This is a genomic window from Actinoplanes sp. NPDC019969 (assembly GCF_055562375.1).
The window spans coordinates 103,985-120,736 of the sequence record NZ_JBVHFK010000015.1 but is presented as its reverse complement, the minus strand read 5'-3'; the positions used below and the strand labels follow the sequence as shown (position 1 = coordinate 120,736).

General features: G+C 71.7%; 19 protein-coding genes and 1 pseudogene. 10 read left to right on the top strand and 10 right to left on the bottom strand.

The window, feature by feature from the left end:
- Positions 1-453 (bottom strand): hypothetical protein, encoded by a 453-nt coding sequence (locus ACZ3II_RS36850; RefSeq protein ID WP_465524194.1) that lies wholly within the window; start codon positions 451-453, stop codon positions 1-3.
- A gap of 17 nt (positions 454-470) precedes the next feature.
- On the opposite strand from ACZ3II_RS36850, the gene ACZ3II_RS36845 reads away from it, so the two are divergent.
- Positions 471-1,238, top strand: a complete 768-nt coding sequence (locus ACZ3II_RS36845; RefSeq protein WP_465524192.1) for a DUF6183 family protein — start codon at positions 471-473, stop codon at positions 1,236-1,238.
- 171 nt (positions 1,239-1,409) lie between these two features.
- Here ACZ3II_RS36845 and ACZ3II_RS36840 read toward each other — a convergent pair whose 3' ends face one another.
- The 4 genes from ACZ3II_RS36840 to ACZ3II_RS36825 all read right to left on the bottom strand — a co-directional run bounded on the left by ACZ3II_RS36840 (position 1,410) and on the right by ACZ3II_RS36825 (position 4,070).
- Positions 1,410-1,745, bottom strand: a complete 336-nt coding sequence (locus ACZ3II_RS36840; protein ID WP_465524190.1) for a hypothetical protein — start codon at positions 1,743-1,745, stop codon at positions 1,410-1,412.
- 9 nt (positions 1,746-1,754) lie between these two features.
- Positions 1,755-2,450, bottom strand: coding sequence for a GTP pyrophosphokinase (locus ACZ3II_RS36835; RefSeq protein ID WP_465524188.1), 696 nt, complete (start codon positions 2,448-2,450; stop codon positions 1,755-1,757).
- Positions 2,451-2,593: 143 nt separating this feature from the next.
- Positions 2,594-3,139: an excalibur calcium-binding domain-containing protein gene (locus ACZ3II_RS36830; RefSeq protein ID WP_465524186.1), complete on the bottom strand. Its 546-nt coding sequence runs from the start codon at positions 3,137-3,139 to the stop codon at positions 2,594-2,596.
- Positions 3,140-3,413: 274 nt separating this feature from the next.
- Complete coding sequence (locus ACZ3II_RS36825) at positions 3,414-4,070, bottom strand: hypothetical protein (RefSeq protein WP_465524184.1); 657 nt, start codon at positions 4,068-4,070, stop codon at positions 3,414-3,416.
- A gap of 77 nt (positions 4,071-4,147) precedes the next feature.
- Between ACZ3II_RS36825 and ACZ3II_RS36820 the strand changes: the two genes are divergently transcribed.
- The 6 genes from ACZ3II_RS36820 (at position 4,148) to ACZ3II_RS36795 (ending at position 11,095) form a co-directional block, all read left to right on the top strand.
- On the top strand, positions 4,148-5,299 hold the full coding sequence (locus ACZ3II_RS36820; protein ID WP_465524182.1) for a hypothetical protein: 1,152 nt from the start codon (positions 4,148-4,150) through the stop codon (positions 5,297-5,299).
- Positions 5,299-6,339, top strand: coding sequence for a hypothetical protein (locus ACZ3II_RS36815; RefSeq protein WP_465524180.1), 1,041 nt, complete (start codon positions 5,299-5,301; stop codon positions 6,337-6,339). Before ACZ3II_RS36820 ends, ACZ3II_RS36815 begins: the two co-directional genes overlap by 1 nt.
- Positions 6,336-7,835: a hypothetical protein gene (locus tag ACZ3II_RS36810; RefSeq protein ID WP_465524178.1), complete on the top strand. Its 1,500-nt coding sequence runs from the start codon at positions 6,336-6,338 to the stop codon at positions 7,833-7,835. Before ACZ3II_RS36815 ends, ACZ3II_RS36810 begins: the two co-directional genes overlap by 4 nt.
- 68 nt (positions 7,836-7,903) lie before the next feature.
- Positions 7,904-9,082, top strand: a complete 1,179-nt coding sequence (locus ACZ3II_RS36805; RefSeq protein ID WP_465524176.1) for a delta-60 repeat domain-containing protein — start codon at positions 7,904-7,906, stop codon at positions 9,080-9,082.
- A gap of 45 nt (positions 9,083-9,127) precedes the next feature.
- A complete protein-coding gene (locus tag ACZ3II_RS36800; protein WP_465524174.1) occupies positions 9,128-9,970 on the top strand; it encodes a polysaccharide deacetylase family protein in 843 nt (280 codons plus the stop codon).
- A gap of 57 nt (positions 9,971-10,027) precedes the next feature.
- Positions 10,028-11,095: a DUF2855 family protein gene (locus ACZ3II_RS36795; protein ID WP_465524172.1), complete on the top strand. Its 1,068-nt coding sequence runs from the start codon at positions 10,028-10,030 to the stop codon at positions 11,093-11,095.
- 10 nt (positions 11,096-11,105) lie between these two features.
- Here the strand turns inward: ACZ3II_RS36795 and ACZ3II_RS36790 are convergent, their stop codons facing one another.
- Complete coding sequence (locus tag ACZ3II_RS36790; protein WP_465524170.1) at positions 11,106-12,092, bottom strand: aldo/keto reductase; 987 nt, start codon at positions 12,090-12,092, stop codon at positions 11,106-11,108.
- An 88-nt stretch (positions 12,093-12,180) separates the two neighbouring features.
- Between ACZ3II_RS36790 and ACZ3II_RS36785 the strand changes: the two genes are divergently transcribed.
- Positions 12,181-12,594 carry an Orn/Lys/Arg family decarboxylase gene (locus ACZ3II_RS36785; RefSeq protein ID WP_465524168.1) on the top strand — a complete coding sequence of 138 codons (414 nt, stop codon included), beginning with the start codon at positions 12,181-12,183 and terminating at the stop codon, positions 12,592-12,594.
- 82 nt (positions 12,595-12,676) lie between these two features.
- Positions 12,677-13,576 carry an MEDS domain-containing protein gene (locus ACZ3II_RS36780; RefSeq protein ID WP_465524166.1) on the top strand — a complete coding sequence of 300 codons (900 nt, stop codon included), beginning with the start codon at positions 12,677-12,679 and terminating at the stop codon, positions 13,574-13,576.
- Here ACZ3II_RS36780 and ACZ3II_RS36775 read toward each other — a convergent pair whose 3' ends face one another.
- From ACZ3II_RS36775 to ACZ3II_RS36765, 3 genes and pseudogenes are all read right to left on the bottom strand, one after another.
- Positions 13,577-14,803: an IPT/TIG domain-containing protein gene (locus ACZ3II_RS36775; RefSeq protein ID WP_465524164.1), complete on the bottom strand. Its 1,227-nt coding sequence runs from the start codon at positions 14,801-14,803 to the stop codon at positions 13,577-13,579. It abuts the gene before it with no gap.
- A 54-nt stretch (positions 14,804-14,857) separates the two neighbouring features.
- The gene (locus ACZ3II_RS36770) at positions 14,858-15,616 is read right to left on the bottom strand and encodes a globin domain-containing protein (RefSeq protein WP_465524162.1); all 759 of its coding nucleotides are present in this window, start codon (positions 15,614-15,616) and stop codon (positions 14,858-14,860) included.
- A 24-nt stretch (positions 15,617-15,640) separates the two neighbouring features.
- A pseudogene (locus ACZ3II_RS36765) lies at positions 15,641-15,811 on the bottom strand (aspartate/glutamate racemase family protein); the annotation flags it as partial.
- Between the two features lie 98 nt (positions 15,812-15,909).
- Between ACZ3II_RS36765 and ACZ3II_RS36760 the strand changes: the two are divergent.
- Positions 15,910-16,311 carry a YybH family protein gene (locus ACZ3II_RS36760; RefSeq protein WP_465524160.1) on the top strand — a complete coding sequence of 134 codons (402 nt, stop codon included), beginning with the start codon at positions 15,910-15,912 and terminating at the stop codon, positions 16,309-16,311.
- Here the strand turns inward: ACZ3II_RS36760 and ACZ3II_RS36755 are convergent, their stop codons facing one another.
- Positions 16,312-16,686 carry a PH domain-containing protein gene (locus ACZ3II_RS36755; RefSeq protein ID WP_465524158.1) on the bottom strand — a complete coding sequence of 125 codons (375 nt, stop codon included), beginning with the start codon at positions 16,684-16,686 and terminating at the stop codon, positions 16,312-16,314. It lies immediately after the preceding gene.
- Positions 16,687-16,752: the final 66 nt, after the last annotated feature.

Below are 16,752 nucleotides of genomic sequence, written 5' to 3'. Positions count from 1 at the left end.
TCAGTCCCATCCGTTGAACACCGTCTCGCCGACCGTCGTCGCCTTCCACCCGTGGATCTGCCGCCACTCCGCCTTGGTCAGCGCCGACGTGTCGACAGCCGTCAACGGCGACGCCAGCAGTTCCCGGCCCAGCACCGTGAACCCCCGCTCGGTGAAGGCCCCCGCCCAGGCCGGCGGCTTGACGAACTCCCGCGGCTCCAGCCAGGACGCGTCGATGTCGGCCACGAACGCGATCAGCGGGTACCCGGCATGGCACAGGATCCCCGCCCCGGCCACCACCGCGCGGTGATAGCCCCGCGGGTACGCCGCCTCGTCGATCGACTCCACCGCCCCGCCGGACGCCAGCGCCGCCGTGTGACACCCGCCCCGGAACATCCGCACCTCCACCCGCGGCGGCTCCGGGTCGTTCCTGCCCCAGAACCCCGTCACCCCACGCTCCAACCGGAACACCATCCGGCTAGTGTTCCCGCGTGACCGATCCGGACGCCATCGCGTCCGCCCACACCGCCGCCGAACTGGACGTCGTGCGCCCCGGCGAACTGCGGGCCTGCCTGGTCCAGGAACTGGCCCTGCGCGGCGCGGCGGACATGAGGCACACCGGTCCGCCCCATCCGCTCGCCTGGCTGCCGCCGGCCCTGACCGAGATCGAGCGACGGCCCCGCCTGCCCAGCTACAGCATGCGCGGGTCCGGCTGGTCCAGCCCCACCGCGAAGCCGCGGCCGATCGACGGCGACGCCCCGGTTCCCACCTGGCGTGAGAGCACCACCGCTGCCGAGTCCGAGGCGATCAGCGCCGCCGTGGCGAACTGGGCCGAGCACTCCAACGGCCGCATCGAAGCCCGGACGTTCGCCTTCGACGCCGATCTGCCGCCCGCGGCGGTCCGGGGCGCGCTGACCTCCCTCGGCCTGGCGTCGGCGGACGGGCTGACCACCGGGTTCGGGGCCTGCACGGCGGCGGATGCCTGGCACGTGCTGTTCGGGGCGGCGTCGCTGGGCGGCGCCTACAACTCCGGCGAACACGGGGCGTACGGGCGGCTGCTCGCCTGGCGTACGATCGCCGCCCTGACCGGCGCAGCCGGGAACTTCCCCGCCGTGCACGCCGCGACGCAGCGCTCCACCTGGTACTCGTTCGCCGCCACCACCTCCTGGTTTGAACAGGTCGCCTGGGACATCGGCCTGGCCGTCGTCACACCGGACCACCGCCGCCTGGCCGTCCTCGCCGCCACCGACACCGACTGACCCCGGCGCGCGAACCCCACCATCGATGGGCGGTTCGCCGGCAACATCGCCAGCTACGTCATGGACGGCGACGTGGGGTACGCCAACGCCCGCGCCACGGAAATCGAGGACACCATCCTCCGCCTCGACACCTGACCCGCGTCACAGCAGCCGGAGCATGGTATCGATTCATCACTCGCGGAGATTTGTCCCATTGTTCGGGGAAAGCGTCTCGATGGCGAGCAGGATCACGCCCGGCAGGAGGAAGGCGCCGACGCTCGGCAGGCTCAGTGCGGCGGTGAGCGCGAGCAACACGCCGCTCACCAGGGCGGCGCGGCGGCGGTGGCGTCGCTTGACGATCAGCGGTACGGCGGTGAGCGCGACCGGGATCAGCATGAGCGCCGCCACGTCCGCCCCTTGCGAGAGCAGGCTCAAGCCGAGGAGCAGTGAGAACGCCGTCGTGATGCCGAACGCGCCGAGCACCCAGGAGCGATCGTGGGTGGGGTGTCTCATCGCATCGCTGGTCATTGATCGATCTTAGCGGCGCGGTCCGTGGATCTCGCGGTGCAGGCGTTCCATCCGCAGGTCGAGACGGGCGGCGTCCTCGGCGGCGGCGGTCAGTTCGTCCCGCAGCCGCGGCGGCACCACCTCGGGGTCGTGCTTGTAGTAGATCTTGTGTTCGAGGCTCGCCCAGAAGTCCATGGCGACGGTGCGCAGCTGCACCTCGACCGGGACGGCGACGACCCGGTCGGACATGAAGACCGGGATCTCGACGATCAGGTGCAGGCTGCGGTACCCGTTGGTCTTCGGCTTGGCGATGTAGTCCTTGGTGACGACCAGGTTGACGTCGGGCTGGCGGGTCAGCATGTTCGCCACCGTGTAGACGTCGGAGACGAAACTGCACACGATCCGGATGCCGGCGATGTCGCGGATCCGGGCGCGCAGGTCGTCGAAGGTGAGCGGGCAGTTCAGCCGGCGGGCCTTGGCGGTGATGCTGGCCGGCGACTTCAGGCGCGGGTTGACGTGTTCGATCGGGTTGCCGGAGCCGCGGTGGGTGAGTTCCTCGGCCAGGATGGTGATCTTCGTGTTGATCTCCGCCAGGCCGAACTTGTAGACCATCAGGAAGTGATTCAGATCAGTCAGGTGCTGATGCCAGGCCTCGGGATGCTCCCGTCTCGCGAGCTGGCCGGGCTGGTCGGTCGTCACGTCGGTGGTCTCCACTGATCCGTTCATGCAGGCACGCCGCCGGCCCGGGCCGGCGCCGGGCGGGATTCTCCGGGAAGCCGGAGGCGCCCGCCCAGCCGGGCTACCGTATCGGTGCGCCGCAACACGTCACTCACACGGACATGATCCCGCAGATCGGGGCAGAACCGTCGCTACTCGCAGACGACGCCGTCGTTGTCCCGGTCGGTGTACCAGTCGTACTCCGGGTCGCTGCCTTCGTGATACGGACCGTAGCCTGCGGCTTTCGCTTTCGCGCAGGTGCTGAAACGGGGGTCGGTGCCGTCGTCCGCGGGCTCCTCGGTGGCGGCCGGCTCGTCGTCGTCCCCGCTGTCGTTGGCCTCGCAGGCCACGCCGTCACCGTCGCGGTCGAGCGCTTTCCGGTAACCGGGTTCACCCGCACGTAGTTCATGCGGCGCCGCGGCACAGTTCGCGTAATAAACTGATTTAGGCGACTTGGTGGCCTTCTTTGTCGCGGTGGTCGTCGCCTTCGGACCGGGTGTGGCCTTCTTGGTGGCGGTGGTGGTGGTCGGCTTGGGGACGACTCTCGTGAGGCTGGGGCTGCTCTCCGCGCGCACCGGCTGCGTGACGGCCGCCGCGTTCGGGACCGCGTTCGACGGCTGCTGATCCGGCGGATCCGGGGCGAACAGCGCGACCCCGCACAGGCACAACGCCAGCACACCGATGACACCGAGCGTCACCTTGTGCCACGGCTTCCACTTCGATGGCGGAGGCCCCGGCGGCGCGAACGGCGGGGCGACCGGCATCCCCTGAGTCGGGTGCGGCGGCGGGAACGGATTCGGCTGACCCCAGGGATCCTGCGGTGGTGGCAAGTTCACAGCGTGAGCTTGGAGTCACGTGGTCACGCTCGGTACCCGCCGACCGGCTGATCTCCGCGGACGTATGGGCGATACGGGCCCGGTCGTTCCTCGAGTCCGGATCCGCCCGGCCGGCAGCCGGGCGGATCCGGGCGGCTCAGCGGAAGCCGAGGGCGGACAGGACGGAGCGGACCGCCGCCCCGGCCGGGCGCAGGATCTCGTCCATCGTCCAGCGCCAGACGTGGCCGATGGCCCGGAGGACCGGCGCGAACGTGTACCGCCAGACGAACGCGATCGCGATGCCGATCGGGCGCAGCAGGAACCGGTAGAGCTGCCGGAACACCCACGACGTGCCGGTCCAGCCCAGCTCCAGGAACCACAGCAGGGCCCGGCCGACCGGCGCGATCAGCCACTGCCAGAGGAACCGCAGCGACACCGTGAGCGCGATCCCGATCGGCCGCAGCACCCACTGGTGGAACAGCATGGCGGCGGGCACCAGCGCGTGCTCCCACAGCCAGGTCAGCGGCACGGCGAACAGGGCCAGCACGAACGCCAGCACCTTGACCAGCCCCTTGCCGAGCCAGACGGCCGGCGGCACGATCAGCGTCTTCCACACCCAGGACACCGGCACGACGATCGTCCGATGCAGGAGCCACAGCAGCGGCTTCCACACGAACCGGTGGAGGAGATTGCCGACGAACTCGAAGGCCGCGAGGAGCAGACGGAACGGCAGGACCACGACGACCGCGATCGCCCGCACCGGCCACAGCAGCCAGGCGGGAACGGACTCGGATGATTGATCGACCTTCGACACGGCATCAAGGTAGCCGACGCCCTCCAACGGGCTAGTAGTCTGGTGTCAACGTGTGAGATCCCCGCCGGGAGGCATCAGTGCCGCTCGTTTACGTCCACGGCATCGCCAACCGCTCCGGAGCCAGGACGGATCACGCCGCCGCCGTGCGTGACCATCTCTTCCGGGAGTGCCTGCTTCCCGCCTGCGCCGGCCCGCAGACCGTTCACGCGCCGTTCTGGGGCGACCTGGCCGGGCGGCTGCGCTGGGACGGCGCCAGCATCCCCCGGGGTCCCCGGCAGCCGCTGGGCGCCGACGACGAGTACGCGAGCGTCATCGACGATCTCGCCGCCGACGGCCCGGTCGACCCGGACGAGGTGGTCCTCGGCGTGGCCCGCCGGTCGCTGGCCGACGGGATCGACCTGCTCTACACGGCAGGCCTGGCCGCGAGCGCCGGCGTCGGCGAGGAGACGGCGGGCGGCCTCGGCACGGTCGCCGCCCGCCTGGTCACGGCAGCCGGTGCGCAGGGCGACCGCCCGGACTGGCTGGCCGGCATCACCGACGACGACGAGCTGCTGGACCGGCTCGAGGAGCTGACCACGACACCCGCCGCCGGCGGGGACGGGCAGGCGCTGGGTGCGGCAGGCGACGCGTGGGCGGTTCTGCGGCGCGGGGCGTCCCGATTGCGGCGTACGGCTGTCGCGCTCTCCGGCCGCCCGGTGATCGCCGGCGCCCGGCTCGCCGAACGCCGTACCGTCCCGGTGCTGGTCGGTGACGTGCTCGCCTACCTGGCACAGCGCGGCACCCGGGCCGCGCCGGGCCCGATCGTCGCCGAGGTCCTCGCCGCCCTGGACGCGGCGGCCGCCGAGCCGGGCCCGCTGATCGTGGTCGCGCACAGCATGGGCGGCAACATCGTGTACGACATCCTCACCCACTACCGCCCCGTTCTCGCCGTGGACGCGTTCGTCACGGTCGGTTCCCAGGTCGGCCTGTTCGAGGAGCTGAAGCTGTTCCATGCCAGCGCGGACGACGTCCCGGGCGCGGGCGGCGAGCGGGTCGCGGCGCCCGCCGGGGTCCGGCGATGGATCAACGTGGTCGACCGTAACGACCCGCTCGCGTTCCGGGCCGAGCCGATCTTCGAGGGCGCTGACGACTACGACTACCCGTCCGGGTCGGTCTGGGCCCACGGGGCGTACCTTCGCCAGCCGCACTTCCACGCCCGCCTGGGCCGGCGGATCGGGCCGCTGACCTGATGACGGCCCGCCGGATGCACGCCCTGATCGTCGGTGCGAGCCGCTACCCGGCGGCGGCGCGTTCCCGGAACGCCCTGGTCCGCGGGCTGGAGGACGTTCCCGGGGCGGCGGTGAGCGCCCGGTCGGTGGCCGAGTGGCTGACGGCGGGGCAGGCCGGTGACCCGGAGGTGCCGCTGGCGAGCGTCGAGTTGCTCGCCACCCCGGGCGAAGCGACTCTGGACGGGTTCCTCAAAGGCTTCCAGCAGTGGTACGACCGCTGCGACGACCCGTCCGCCGTGGGCCTGTTCTACTTCTGCGGCCACGGGTACGCCCGCAGCGTCCAGCAGCAGATGCTCCTGTTGGAGGACTTCGGCAGTCACCCCGCCAACCCGTTCGTCCACGCGATCGACTTCGAGGAGACCCGCGCGGGGATGCTCGGCAACCGGGCCGGCCTGCTGATCTACCTGCTGGACACGTGCCGGACGGTGCCCGCCGGGGTCGACGGGACGGTACGCCTCAACGGGACCGTGCCCACGATGATCCCCCTGGTGCGCCGGCCGGCGGTCGACGTCGCCGTCTACGCCGCCCGCAGCGGCCGGCAGGCGTTCGCGTACCCCGACCGCCCCACCGATTTCGCCGTGGCGGTCCGTCAGGCGTTCGCCGGTGGCGCGGCGGTCCGGGGCGCCGACGGCACCTGGCGGATCATGGCGGACCGGCTCGGGCCCGCCGTCGCCGCCGTGCTGCCGGAGACCGAGGTGGACGGTTCGCACGGGCCGGCGGTGCTGCGGGCGCTGGCCGGCCCGCCGGAGGTGCCGTTCGACGTCGGCTGCCTGCCCGAGAACGCCCAGCGGACCGCCCGGCTGAGTCTGCGCCGGTCCCGTGACCAGGCCGAGGTGCTGTCCCGGGCGCCGGGCCGGGACCGGTGGACCGGCGCGGTGCGGGCCGGGGTCTACGACGTCCGGGCCGAGTTCGGCGCCGGCGAGTGGACGGACCGGTGCCACGAGGACGAGGTGGTCTTCCCGCCGTCGCGCCGGTTCGATCTGCGGGTCGCGTCCCGATGAGCGAGCTGCTCGTGATCTGGTGCACCGGCGTCGACGCTCCGAGAGACGCCTTCGTCCTGGCCGCCGAGGTGCTGGACGACGAGCTGCGGGTCATCACGAGTACGGCGGTGACCCGGGAGGGCGTCTTCGTCGAGGTGCCGGGCCCCGGCCGCTATCACGTGCGCGGCTGGACCCCGGACGGCTGGTCGTGCACCAGTTCGAGGACCGTTCATCGCCGTGGTCCCTTTCCCGTCCACTTCGACGTCGCGCCGGTTCCCGAAGGTCCGGCTTCCGGCCCTGCCGCGGGAACCCTCGTCGACGACCCGGTGGACGCACCGATCACCGGGGGTGTCGCGTTCCACGGCGGCGTGGTCCGGAGCGATCGACCGGTCGCTCTCGTGAGTGTGCCCGCCGGCGACGGCTGGACCGTCGTGACCCATGTGCCGCCGTCGACACCCCTCGACGTCTTCCCGGCCGGCGGGCTGGAACTGCCGTCCGGCTCGGCGCGGACGCTGCTGAGGTTCCTGCGGCGCGGCGATCTGACCGGCGCCGGAGCCGTCGCCGGGAGTCTGCTCGGTGACCGGCGGCGGACAGCGGTCGAGGACATCGCGATCGGCTACTACCTGCTTCGCCACGACGATCCGCGGGCCGGGGAGTGGGCGGCCCGGCTCGCCGGTGAGTATCCGGGCATCCCTGATCCGTTCCTGCTGCGGTGTGCCGTCGCCTGGCAGCGGGGCCGCGTCCCGGATCGGGCGGAGTCCGCGATCTACGAGCGGGTCGCCCGAGGTGACCTGCCGGTGATCGCGGCCGGCATGCCGATCCTGGCCCGTTGCCTGGCGTGGAACGAACGTTCCGCCCAGGGAACGGCCGTGCCCACGACGATCCGTGACCGTGTCGCCGACCGGATGGCTGCCGCCTGCCCATCGCTGCTGACCGGTTACACCGTCGATGCCGAGGGGCGGGTCCGGCCACCACGGCAGCCGATCGGGCGTCCCGCCGGTCCCGCCGCCGGCCGCCTCACCTACATCTCGGTGGCCGAACCGTGGCGGCTGCCGCGCCTCGATCGTCCCGGGGAGTTGCTGGGCGCCGGCCGCGGCCTCGAGGACGCCGGCGAGCCGAAGCACACCATCGCCTCGCACGTGGCCGAGGAGGGCGGCTGGCGCGCGCGGCAGACGCTGTACTCCGACGACAGCTTGCGCGCCGAGGTGTCCCCACCGGCTACCCGGAGCGGGGACGCCGGCCTGATCCGCCTGTGGATCGGCGGCGTCGACTACCTGCTGCCGGCGAACCCGCGTCGGGTCACGGTGACCGTCAGTGGCCCCGAGCGGTCCGGACCCGTGCTGGTGGAACGCGAGTTGCTCGACGTCGGGCAGCTGTCGGCCGCCGACGCTCCCGCCCTGGTCCGGGGCGCACGCGACGCGGAGTCCCGGCTGCCGATCCTGCTGTTCCTCGCCGGCCTCGACGAGGACCACCCGGTCCGGATCGCGGCGCTGGAGTTGATCAACGACGGCGAATGACCTGATGTTTCACTAATCTTCTTCGCTTTCCCGGACATCGGTGAGCAATCGTCCATATCGTCGCCTTCATGACGCGCAGACTGTGCCTCGCGACCCTGCTCACCGGCGCCCTCACCCTGACCGGCGCGCCGCCCGCCCACGCGGACACCGTTCCGCTGGTCTCGGCGACCCCGGACCGGACCGCCGGCTTCGACGGACCCGTCTACGCCAGCACCCACGTCGGCGACACCGTGTACATCGGCGGCAACTTCACCCACGCGATCGTCGACGGTCAGCGGATCAAGCGGAAGCGGCTCGCCGCCGTCGACGCCCGGACCGGCCGGCTGCTGCCCTGGGCGCCCGCCGCCGACGACGCCATCACGGCCCTCACCGCCGCCGGATCATCACTCTACGTGACCGGAGAGTTCAGCAGCATCGGCGGCCAGTCACGACCCGGCATCGCCGACATCAACCTGGCCACGGGCGCGCTCGGCTCGCTGCGGCACACCGTCAAGGGCACCGGCCACGCCATCGCCACCGTCGGCGGCCGTCTCTTCCTCGGTGGCAGCTTCAGCACGGTCGACGGGCGGCCGGCCCGCAACCTCGCCGCGTTCCGGCTCTCCGACGGGGCGCTGGACCCCGCCTTCGGCGGCGGCACGGACGGAAAAGTGCTGGTGCTGACCCCGTCCGGGTCCCGGCTCTACGTGGGCGGGGCTTTCAAGAGCCTCAGCGGTACGCCGGGATCGGCCCGTCTCGCCGCCCTGCGCGTGAGTGACGGCAAGCCGGACCAGACGTTCCGCCCCACCGTGCCGTACCCGGTGTTCGCCCTGACCACCGCCGCCGATCGGGTCTACGCCGGGCTCGCCGGGGCCGGTGGCCGGGTGGCCGCCTACCGCCCGGACGGCGGGCTGGCCTGGAGCAGTGTCACCGACGGTGACGTCCAGGCGATCACATACCTGAACGGCGCGATCTACGCCGGCGGCCATTTCACCGTGGCGTGCCCGGAGCCGTCGCGGACGGCCACCTCCTGGTGCCCGCGGGAGCAGCGCCGCCAGCCGAAGCTGGGCGCCTGGGATCCGGCGACCGGCCGGCTGCTGAACTGGAATCCGAACAGCAACGGCAAGTGGGGCGTCCTCACCCTGCGGGCGAACCCGAAACTGCGCACGGTCACCGTCGGTGGCGACTTCACGGCCTTCGGCAAGACCGGGAGCACCCGGTTCGCCAAGTTCGGCCTGTGCGCGTACGGCTGTGGGCGCGGTGGCCGCTGACCGCGATGTGGCGGGGGATCGGCCGGGGATGACATCCTCGCCCGCATGTCGTTGCGCGCCGGTCTCGCCGTCCTCGCCGTCCTGGCGCTGTCCGGGTGCGGGGCCGCCCCGCCCGAGCCGGCGGTCCCGCCGGCCCCGGTGACCTCACGTGCCGCCCCGGCCGCTCCGGTCGTCGAGAGGACGTCAGCGCCGGCGAAACCCGGGACGAGCCGGGCCGGGGCGCTGCCGCCGGTGGTCCAGCACGGGCCGCGGGACGCCAGGAGGGTGGCGCTGACGTTCGACGCCGACATGACCGACGCGATGATCGCCCGGTTGCGGCGGGGCGAGGTCACCTCGTACGCCAATCTCCGTCTTCTCGATCTGCTCGAGAAACGGCGGATCCCGGCGACCTTCTTCGTGACCGGGCAGTGGGCCGAGCAGTATCCCGACGTGACCCGCCGGATCGCCGGGAACCCGCTGTTCGAGGTGGCCAACCACAGTTACGAGCACGCGGCGTTCACCGGCGACTGCTACAACCTGCCGCGCGTGAGACCGGCGGAGATGACCGAGGACGTGGCGAAGACGTTCCGGGTGCTGGAGCCGTTCGGCGGGCGGCAGACCCGCTATTTCCGGTTCCCCGGCCTGTGCCACGACCCGGCGGCGCTGCGGGCGCTGGCCCCGCTCGGCGTCACGGTGATCGACGGTGACGTGGTCAGCGGCGACCCGTTCGCTCGCGGGCCGAAGCCGGTGGTGAACGCGGTGCTGTCGCAGGTGCGGCCGGGCTCCGTGGTGATCATGCACGTGACCGAGGCGAACGCCCTCTACACCGACGACGCGCTGCCGGCGATCCTGGCCGGTCTGCGCCGCGAGGGCCTGACGCCGGTCACCCTGTCCGAGCTGCTGGGGTGACATTTTGCACTCGCAGTGCATCTTGTCCGGGCGGTGCCGGGTGCATAGCGTCGCGGCATGGTTGCAACGTGGACGTTCGCCGTCGCTCGCGACGATCTCGGCAGGACCACCGTCGTCGACGGCGCGATCCCCCCACTGCGGGAGGGCGAGGCGTTGCTGCGGGTGGACCGGGTCGGGCTCACCGCCAACAACGTGACGTACGCGGTGCTCGGCGAGTCGTTCCGCTACTGGGAGTTCTTCCCCGGCGAACCGCGCGGGCTCGGCCCCGAGTGGGGCCTGCCGCCGCTGTGGGGCTTCGCCGAGGTCACCGCGTCGACGGTGCCGGGCGTCGAGCCCGGACAGCGGGTGTACGGCTACCTGCCACCCGCCGGGCACCTCGTGGTGCGGCCGGAGCGGGTCGACGCCACCGGCTTCCGGGACGGCGCCACCCACCGGGCCGGCCTGCCGTCGCCGTACAACGCGTACCGGGCCACCACCGGCGACCCCGCCTACCGCGCCGACCAGGAGGATCTGCTGATCCTGTTCCGGCCGCTGTTCTTCACCTCGTTCATGCTGGCCGACCAGGTCGCCGACAACGACTTCTACGGCGCGGACACGATCGTCGTCTCGTCGGCGTCCAGCAAGACCGCGTACGCCGCCGCGTTCGAGCTGCACGGCAAGGGCCCGCGCCTGATCGGGCTCACCTCACCCAGCAACGTGGACTTCACCCGGTCGCTCGGCTGCTACGACGACGTCCGCACGTACGAGCAGGCCGTCGAGTTGACGAAGGCGCCGACCGTCTACCTCGACCTGTCCGGGGCGCCCGCCACCCGGGCCCTCTTGAAAGAACACCTCGGCGACCATCTCGTCCGGGACATCGCCGTCGGCCTCACCAACAAGGTGCCGAACGCCGACACCGCCGGAGAGGTGTTCTTCGCCCCGAACCAGATGGGCAAACGCCGCCGTGACTGGGGCCGCGACGGTCTCGACGCCCGGTTCGCCGACGCCTGGCACCGGTTCGCCGCCGTCGCCGCCGGCTGGCTCGACGTCCAGGCCGGAACGGGCCCCGAAGACCTCCGGAAAGCCTGGCTGGAGGTCCTCGAGGGCCGTACGTCACCGCGCGCCGGTCAGATCATCCAGCTGTGAACGGACCGGGTCAGCGGTCGATGGTCTGCTGCAGGTGCGCGGGGTAGCGGTCGCCCTGCACCAGGATCTTCGCGGCGGCGGCGTCGAGGTCGGCGACCTCGGCCGCGGTGAGCGTCAGGTCGGCGGCCGCGATGTTCTCGGCGAGCCGGCCCGGGTTGCGGGTGCCCGGGATCGGGACGATCCACGGTTCGCGGGCGAGCAGCCAGGCCAGCGCCACCTGGCCCGGGGTGGCGCCCCGGCCGGCCGCGACGGCGCCGAGCAGATCGACCACCGCCTGGTTGGCGGCGCGGGCCCCGGGCGTGAACCGGGGCAGCCCGTTGCGCATGTCCCCGTCGGCGAACGCGGTGTCCGCGCTGATCTTGCCGGTCAGGAAGCCACGCCCGAGCGGGCTGAACGGGACGAAGCCGATGCCGAGCTCCGCCAGCACGGGCAGGATCTCGTCCTCCGGCTCGCGCCACCACAGCGAGTACTCGCTCTGCACCGCCGTCACCGGCTGCACCGCGTGTGCCCGGCGGATGGTCCCGGCGCCGGCCTCGGACAGGCCGAAGTGCCGTACCTTACCGGCGGCGATCAGCTCCCCGACCGTGCCGGCGACGTCCTCGATCGGCACGTCCGGGTCGACCCGGTGCTGGTAGAACAGGTCGATCGTGTCGATGCCGAGCCGGCGCAGACTGGCGTCGGCGACCTCGCGGATGTGCTCGGGCCGGCTGTCCAGGCCGGTGCGCCGGGCGCCGTCGCCGATCCCGAACCCGAACTTGGTCGCGATCACCACCCGCTCCCGGAACGGGACGAGGGCCTCGCCGACCACCTCCTCGTTGACGAACGGGCCGTACACCTCGGCGGTGTCGAAGAACGTGACGCCCGCCTCGACGGCGGCCCGGATCAGCGCGACACCCTCCGACCGGTCGGTGGCCGGCCCGTAGCCGTGGCTGATGCCCATACAGCCGAGCCCGAGAGCGGAGACCTCGAGCCCGTTACCCAGCGTGCGCTTCTGCACAGTCGGTTCCTCCGGAGAAAGAGCGACAACCCTCCGGGCAGCGTACGGGTGAGTTTCGGTCCCCGTGGCCGGTGGCGATCGACCGTCCATGAACCAGGCCCGCACACCGATCCTCGAAGCCATCGAGCAGTACCGCAGCCAGGGCTATCACACGTTCGCGCCGCCCGGGCACCGGCTCGGCGCGGAAGTGGGGGAGCGGACCGCCGCCGTGCTGTCCCGTGGCGCGTTCGCCGCCGACGCGATCACCGCGAAGCAGCACGCCGGCGAGGCCGAGGAACTGTTCGCCGACGCGGTCGGCGCCCGGTCGGCCGTGTTCAGCACCTGCGGCTCCAGCATCTCGATCCACACCGCGATGCTGACGATCACCGGCCCGGGCCGGAAGATCCTGGTCGGCCGGATCAGCGCGGAGATGATCAGCCCGTACCCGCCGGGTGTGCCGGCGATCCCGCCGGGCGAACGGTTCAACGCCGAGGTCGTGGACTATCTGCGGGCCGGGGAGTGACGGCACGTCGATCATGCGGGCTGCCCACTAGGATGAGGCCACAGCGGTAGCGGCCGACATACAGGTGAGGCGAAGTGTCGACATGATCGAGGCCGGGATGCTCGGCCGTCTTCGTCTGGGCGATCACGCGTGTGTCGTCGTCGAGGACGATGACGCCAGGCTGCGAAGCCTGGCGACATACATACGCGCGGGCATCCGGGACAACGACCGGATCCTCTACTTCGGCCCCGACCCCGAGCTCCTGGCCGCCGGCCTGGACCGGGCCGGTGTGGACGCGTCCGGCGCGGCCGCCCGCGGGCAGTTGCGGATGGTGACGGCCGAGGAGTCGTACCTCGCTTCCGGAGCCTTCGACCCGGAGGCGACGATGGCGGGCTGGCGTGCCGAGACCGAGCAGGCCCGGGCCGACGGCCACCGCGGCCTGCGAGCCATCGGCGACATGTCGTGGGCGTCCCGCCCGGTGCCCGGCGCCGACCGTCTCGCGTGGTACGAAGCGAACGTGAACCGGGTGTTCGCCGACGGCGGGGCGATGGCCATCTGCCTCTACGACCGGCGCGTGTTCAGCGGCACCGACCTGCAACGGGTGACCTGGTCGCATCCGGCCACGGTCGGCGCGCACACCAGCGTCACCACCGAGCCCGCGCTGCGGGCGCTGCGCACCACCGATCCGCCCGGCATCCGGATCGAGGGCGACGCCGACCTGTCGAACCGGCAGGCGCTGCGGGCCCTGCTGCAGCATCTCGTCGAGGACACCCCGGCCGACAGCAGGCCGCTGACCGTGGACGTGTCCGGGCTGCGGTTCGCCGACGCGGCCGCCGTGCGGATCCTGCTGGAGACCGCGGCCGCCGAGGCCCGCCGGATGCGGGTGGTCGGCTGCTCGCCGGGCCTGTGGCGGGTGCTCGCGTTCAACGGCGCCGACGCCGTCGCCGGACTGACGGTGGAGCCCGCGGCGAACCGTGTGGCGCAACGCCGTGCGGAGATGTGATCAGTAGGGGCCGATGGTGAAGGCGGCGCCGCTGCTGACGATGGACGGGTTGCCGTTGCCGGCGGCGTTGGTGGCGCCGTTCTCGACGACCGTCACGACATAGGCGTCGTTGAGGATCGGGCTGCCGGTGGGGGAGCTGGTCGCCGGGTCGAGGGCGTTCTCGGTCAGGTCGACGGTGCAGATGAGTTCGTTGTCGGTGACGACGACCACGTCCTTGCATTCGGCGACGCCCCGGTTGCTGCCCGCGAGGTAGGCGCCGTCGACCAGGAACACGTGCGGGTCGGTGCTGGTCGGGGCGCTGCCGTTGACGAACTGGAGTTCCTGGAACCCGGCGCCGGTGATGTCGAGGGTGACCTTCTTCGCGGGGCGGCCGTTGTCCGGCGAGACGGAGATGCCGTTGCTGTAGTCGAACAGGATCGCCGGATCGCCGGTGCCGGGATTGTTGTCGGGGTCGCTGCTGCTCACCTTGCCGCCGGGCGTGCTGATCGTCATGGTGAGGTTGCCGCCCGGCGCGCGGGCCCCGGTGGTCGCGGTGAAGCTCTTGCCGTCGGCGCCGAGTTTGATGTTGCTGACCGGGGTGCCGCCGATCGTGGCGGTGACCGGCATCGTGACGGCGGTGAAGCCGGTGCCGGTGACCGTGACCGTCTGACCGCCGCCGGCCGGGCTGCTCGTCGGCGAGATCGTGCTGATCGTCGGTTTGGTCACCACGTTGTAGGTGGAAGTGGCCAGCAGCGGGCCGGTGGCCGAGGCGCCGGAGTAGACGCAGACGTTCCACTTCCCGGTGCTCTGCCCGGCGACCAGGACCAGCCCGGTGGTGTTGACGGCGCTGGGCGCCCCTTGGTCGTCGAGGGCGGGGTACGCGCTCGACGGCACCCGGAAGGCGATCTTCGTCCCGCTGACCCGGGTCACGTCGGCGGGGTCGACGTTCAGGATCCCGGCGGTGACCGTGCCGCCGCTCGACGCGATCTGGACCGGGTTCTTCGCCGTGGAGGTGCAGGCCCCGAACTGGAACTGGATCTTCGGCGGCACCCCGTCCACGAACGTGTTCGCGTTGGCGGGGTTGGACGGAACGGTGCCGACGACCATGTTGCCGCCACCGCTGAGCCCGTACGGCTTGGTCAGGGTCATGTTCAGCGCGGCGGCGCTGGCCGGCACGGCAATGCAGGTCAGGACCAGAACGGTCGTGGCGGCACACGCCAGGCAGGCTGCGGGTTTCGACAGGCTCACCGGGAGCAGCGTAGCGACGCCACGACCGTCCGTAGCGGGAAACGGGAAAGGCTCTCAGCCCAGATAGGGCGGCGCGACTCCCCAGCCCCAGTGCGGCACCGGCGCCTCGCGCGGGGGAGTGGCGCCCGGCTGCGAGTTGGCCAGCGCCAGCCGGGTGCCCCACTCGAGGTAGCCGGTGAACGCCGCCCGGAACTCCGGATCGTCCGGCAGCCCCACCTCGTCGGCCGCGTCGAGCAGCAGGTTCACCCAGCGCCGGCGCTGCTGCTCGGTGATCGACTTGCCGAGGTGGTGGGCGAGCATGTGCGCGTAGCCGCCGCGCTCGGCGGTGTAGCGGGCCGGGCCACCGAACACCTCCGACAGCCAGATCGCGACGTGCCGCGGATGGGCCGGATCCATGTGCGCGAACAGCGGCCCGACCACCGGATCGGCTTTCACCAGCTCGTAGAACCGCTCGGTGAGCCGCTCGAACGCCTCGGCGCCGCCGGCCCACGCGAACAGCGTCGGCACCGAGCCGCCGGCGCCCCGGACCGTCGTGGGCTCGTAGTGGCGCATCTCCTCGATCGCCTCGATCCAGGGCCGGATCTCGGCGAGGAAACCGGGGAACAGCTCGCCGCCGCGGAAGCCCTTCAGATGGTCCTCCGCCGAGGTCCACGTGATCCGGAGAATGTAGACCGCCGGTTCCTCGGAGCAGCGGCTCAGCTCGTAGTCGGCGCATTGCGGCGCCTCGGCCAGAAAACGCGACGCCCGCTGGTAGGCCTGCTCGAAGGCCGCGGTGTCGCCGGGAATGCGGTACCGGATGTACTCCACCGTCATGTAATCATGTAATCATCCGGGGCATCAGAGCGCGAGTGTGAACCGGGTGCCGAGCAGCCCGACCGTGCCGACGCCGGCCCGCTCGACCGCCTCCGCGGTGGTGTCGGCCAGATGCAGCAGCGGGATCCCGGCCGCGGCCTCGACCTGGCCGGCGACCTTGTGCATGGTGTTGGTGCACAGCACCACGAACTCCGCGCCCGCCGCCGCCCGGTGAGACGCATGCCGTGGACGCTATCGGGTAGGCGCGTGTCGGTCACCGCGATTCCCGGCCTCCCGGGTTATGTTCGATGGGTATGACAGACACCGATGCCATACAGCCTCCCACCGATCTTCACGAGCACCTGGCCGCCTACCTCGCGGCGTTCGCCACCGGTTCCGGAGCGGTGCTCGACCGGTTCTACGAGCCCGGCGCCGTCCTCATCCCCTCGCCCGGCACACCGGTCACCGATTCCCCCGCCCGCCTTGCGGCGTTGCAACACCTTGCGGGGTACGGGCTACCGATGACCGCCGAGACCCGGCACCTGTACGTCGCCGGCGACGTCGCCCTGGCCATCGTGGACTGGTCGATCCGCGGCACCGCCCGCCAGGGTTTCCCGCTCGACCTGCGGGGCAGCGCCACCGACGTGCTCCGCCGGGGCGCTGACGGCCGCTGGCGCTACCTCATCGACAACCCGTTCGGCACCGGCGCGGGCTGATCACAGCACATACGTGGCGATCATCTGGCCGAGCTGGCGGATGTCCGAGCTGGCCTTGAACTCCAGGCGCACCTTGCCGAGGCCGCTGAAGTACAGCTCCAGCTCGGCGTCCCGGTCGAAGTTGCCCGCCGTCTCGATCGAGAACGCCTGAATCTTGCTGTACGGCAGGGAGGTGAAGTCCACCTTCTTCCCGGTCATGCCCTGAATGTTCGCGGCGATCAGGCGCTTGTTCGTGAACGCCACGAAGTCCCGGGTCGTCTTGAACGCGTACACCAGCTGCTCCCCGTTGATCAGCAGCGGCGCGACCTGCTGATAGACGGCGCCGGGGTCGACCGGGGTGAGCTTGAAAACCGACGGACTGGAAAAATCGATCACGCGCCGATCGTAGTTCCCACCCGCACCCCCACCACCGCACAATCCACGGCTGTTCGGGCGGACTCG

Bases quoted from the DNA above. Each gene is read 5' to 3' on its own strand.
- ACZ3II_RS36840 (WP_465524190.1), bottom strand. From the start codon at position 1,745: ATGACCAGCGATGCGATGAGACACCCCACCCACGATCGCTCCTGGGTG.
- ACZ3II_RS36795 (WP_465524172.1), top strand. From the start codon at position 10,028: ATGGTTGCAACGTGGACGTTCGCCGTCGCTCGCGACGATCTCGGCAGG.
- ACZ3II_RS36800 (WP_465524174.1), top strand. From the start codon at position 9,128: ATGTCGTTGCGCGCCGGTCTCGCCGTCCTCGCCGTCCTGGCGCTGTCC.
- ACZ3II_RS36805 (WP_465524176.1), top strand. From the start codon at position 7,904: ATGACGCGCAGACTGTGCCTCGCGACCCTGCTCACCGGCGCCCTCACC.
- ACZ3II_RS36815 (WP_465524180.1), top strand. From the start codon at position 5,299: ATGACGGCCCGCCGGATGCACGCCCTGATCGTCGGTGCGAGCCGCTAC.
- ACZ3II_RS36850 (WP_465524194.1), bottom strand. From the start codon at position 453: ATGGTGTTCCGGTTGGAGCGTGGGGTGACGGGGTTCTGGGGCAGGAAC.
- ACZ3II_RS36785 (WP_465524168.1), top strand. From the start codon at position 12,181: ATGAACCAGGCCCGCACACCGATCCTCGAAGCCATCGAGCAGTACCGC.
- ACZ3II_RS36835 (WP_465524188.1), bottom strand. From the start codon at position 2,450: ATGAACGGATCAGTGGAGACCACCGACGTGACGACCGACCAGCCCGGC.
- ACZ3II_RS36760 (WP_465524160.1), top strand. From the start codon at position 15,910: ATGACAGACACCGATGCCATACAGCCTCCCACCGATCTTCACGAGCAC.
- ACZ3II_RS36780 (WP_465524166.1), top strand. From the start codon at position 12,677: ATGATCGAGGCCGGGATGCTCGGCCGTCTTCGTCTGGGCGATCACGCG.
- ACZ3II_RS36770 (WP_465524162.1), bottom strand. From the start codon at position 15,616: ATGACGGTGGAGTACATCCGGTACCGCATTCCCGGCGACACCGCGGCC.
- ACZ3II_RS36810 (WP_465524178.1), top strand. From the start codon at position 6,336: ATGAGCGAGCTGCTCGTGATCTGGTGCACCGGCGTCGACGCTCCGAGA.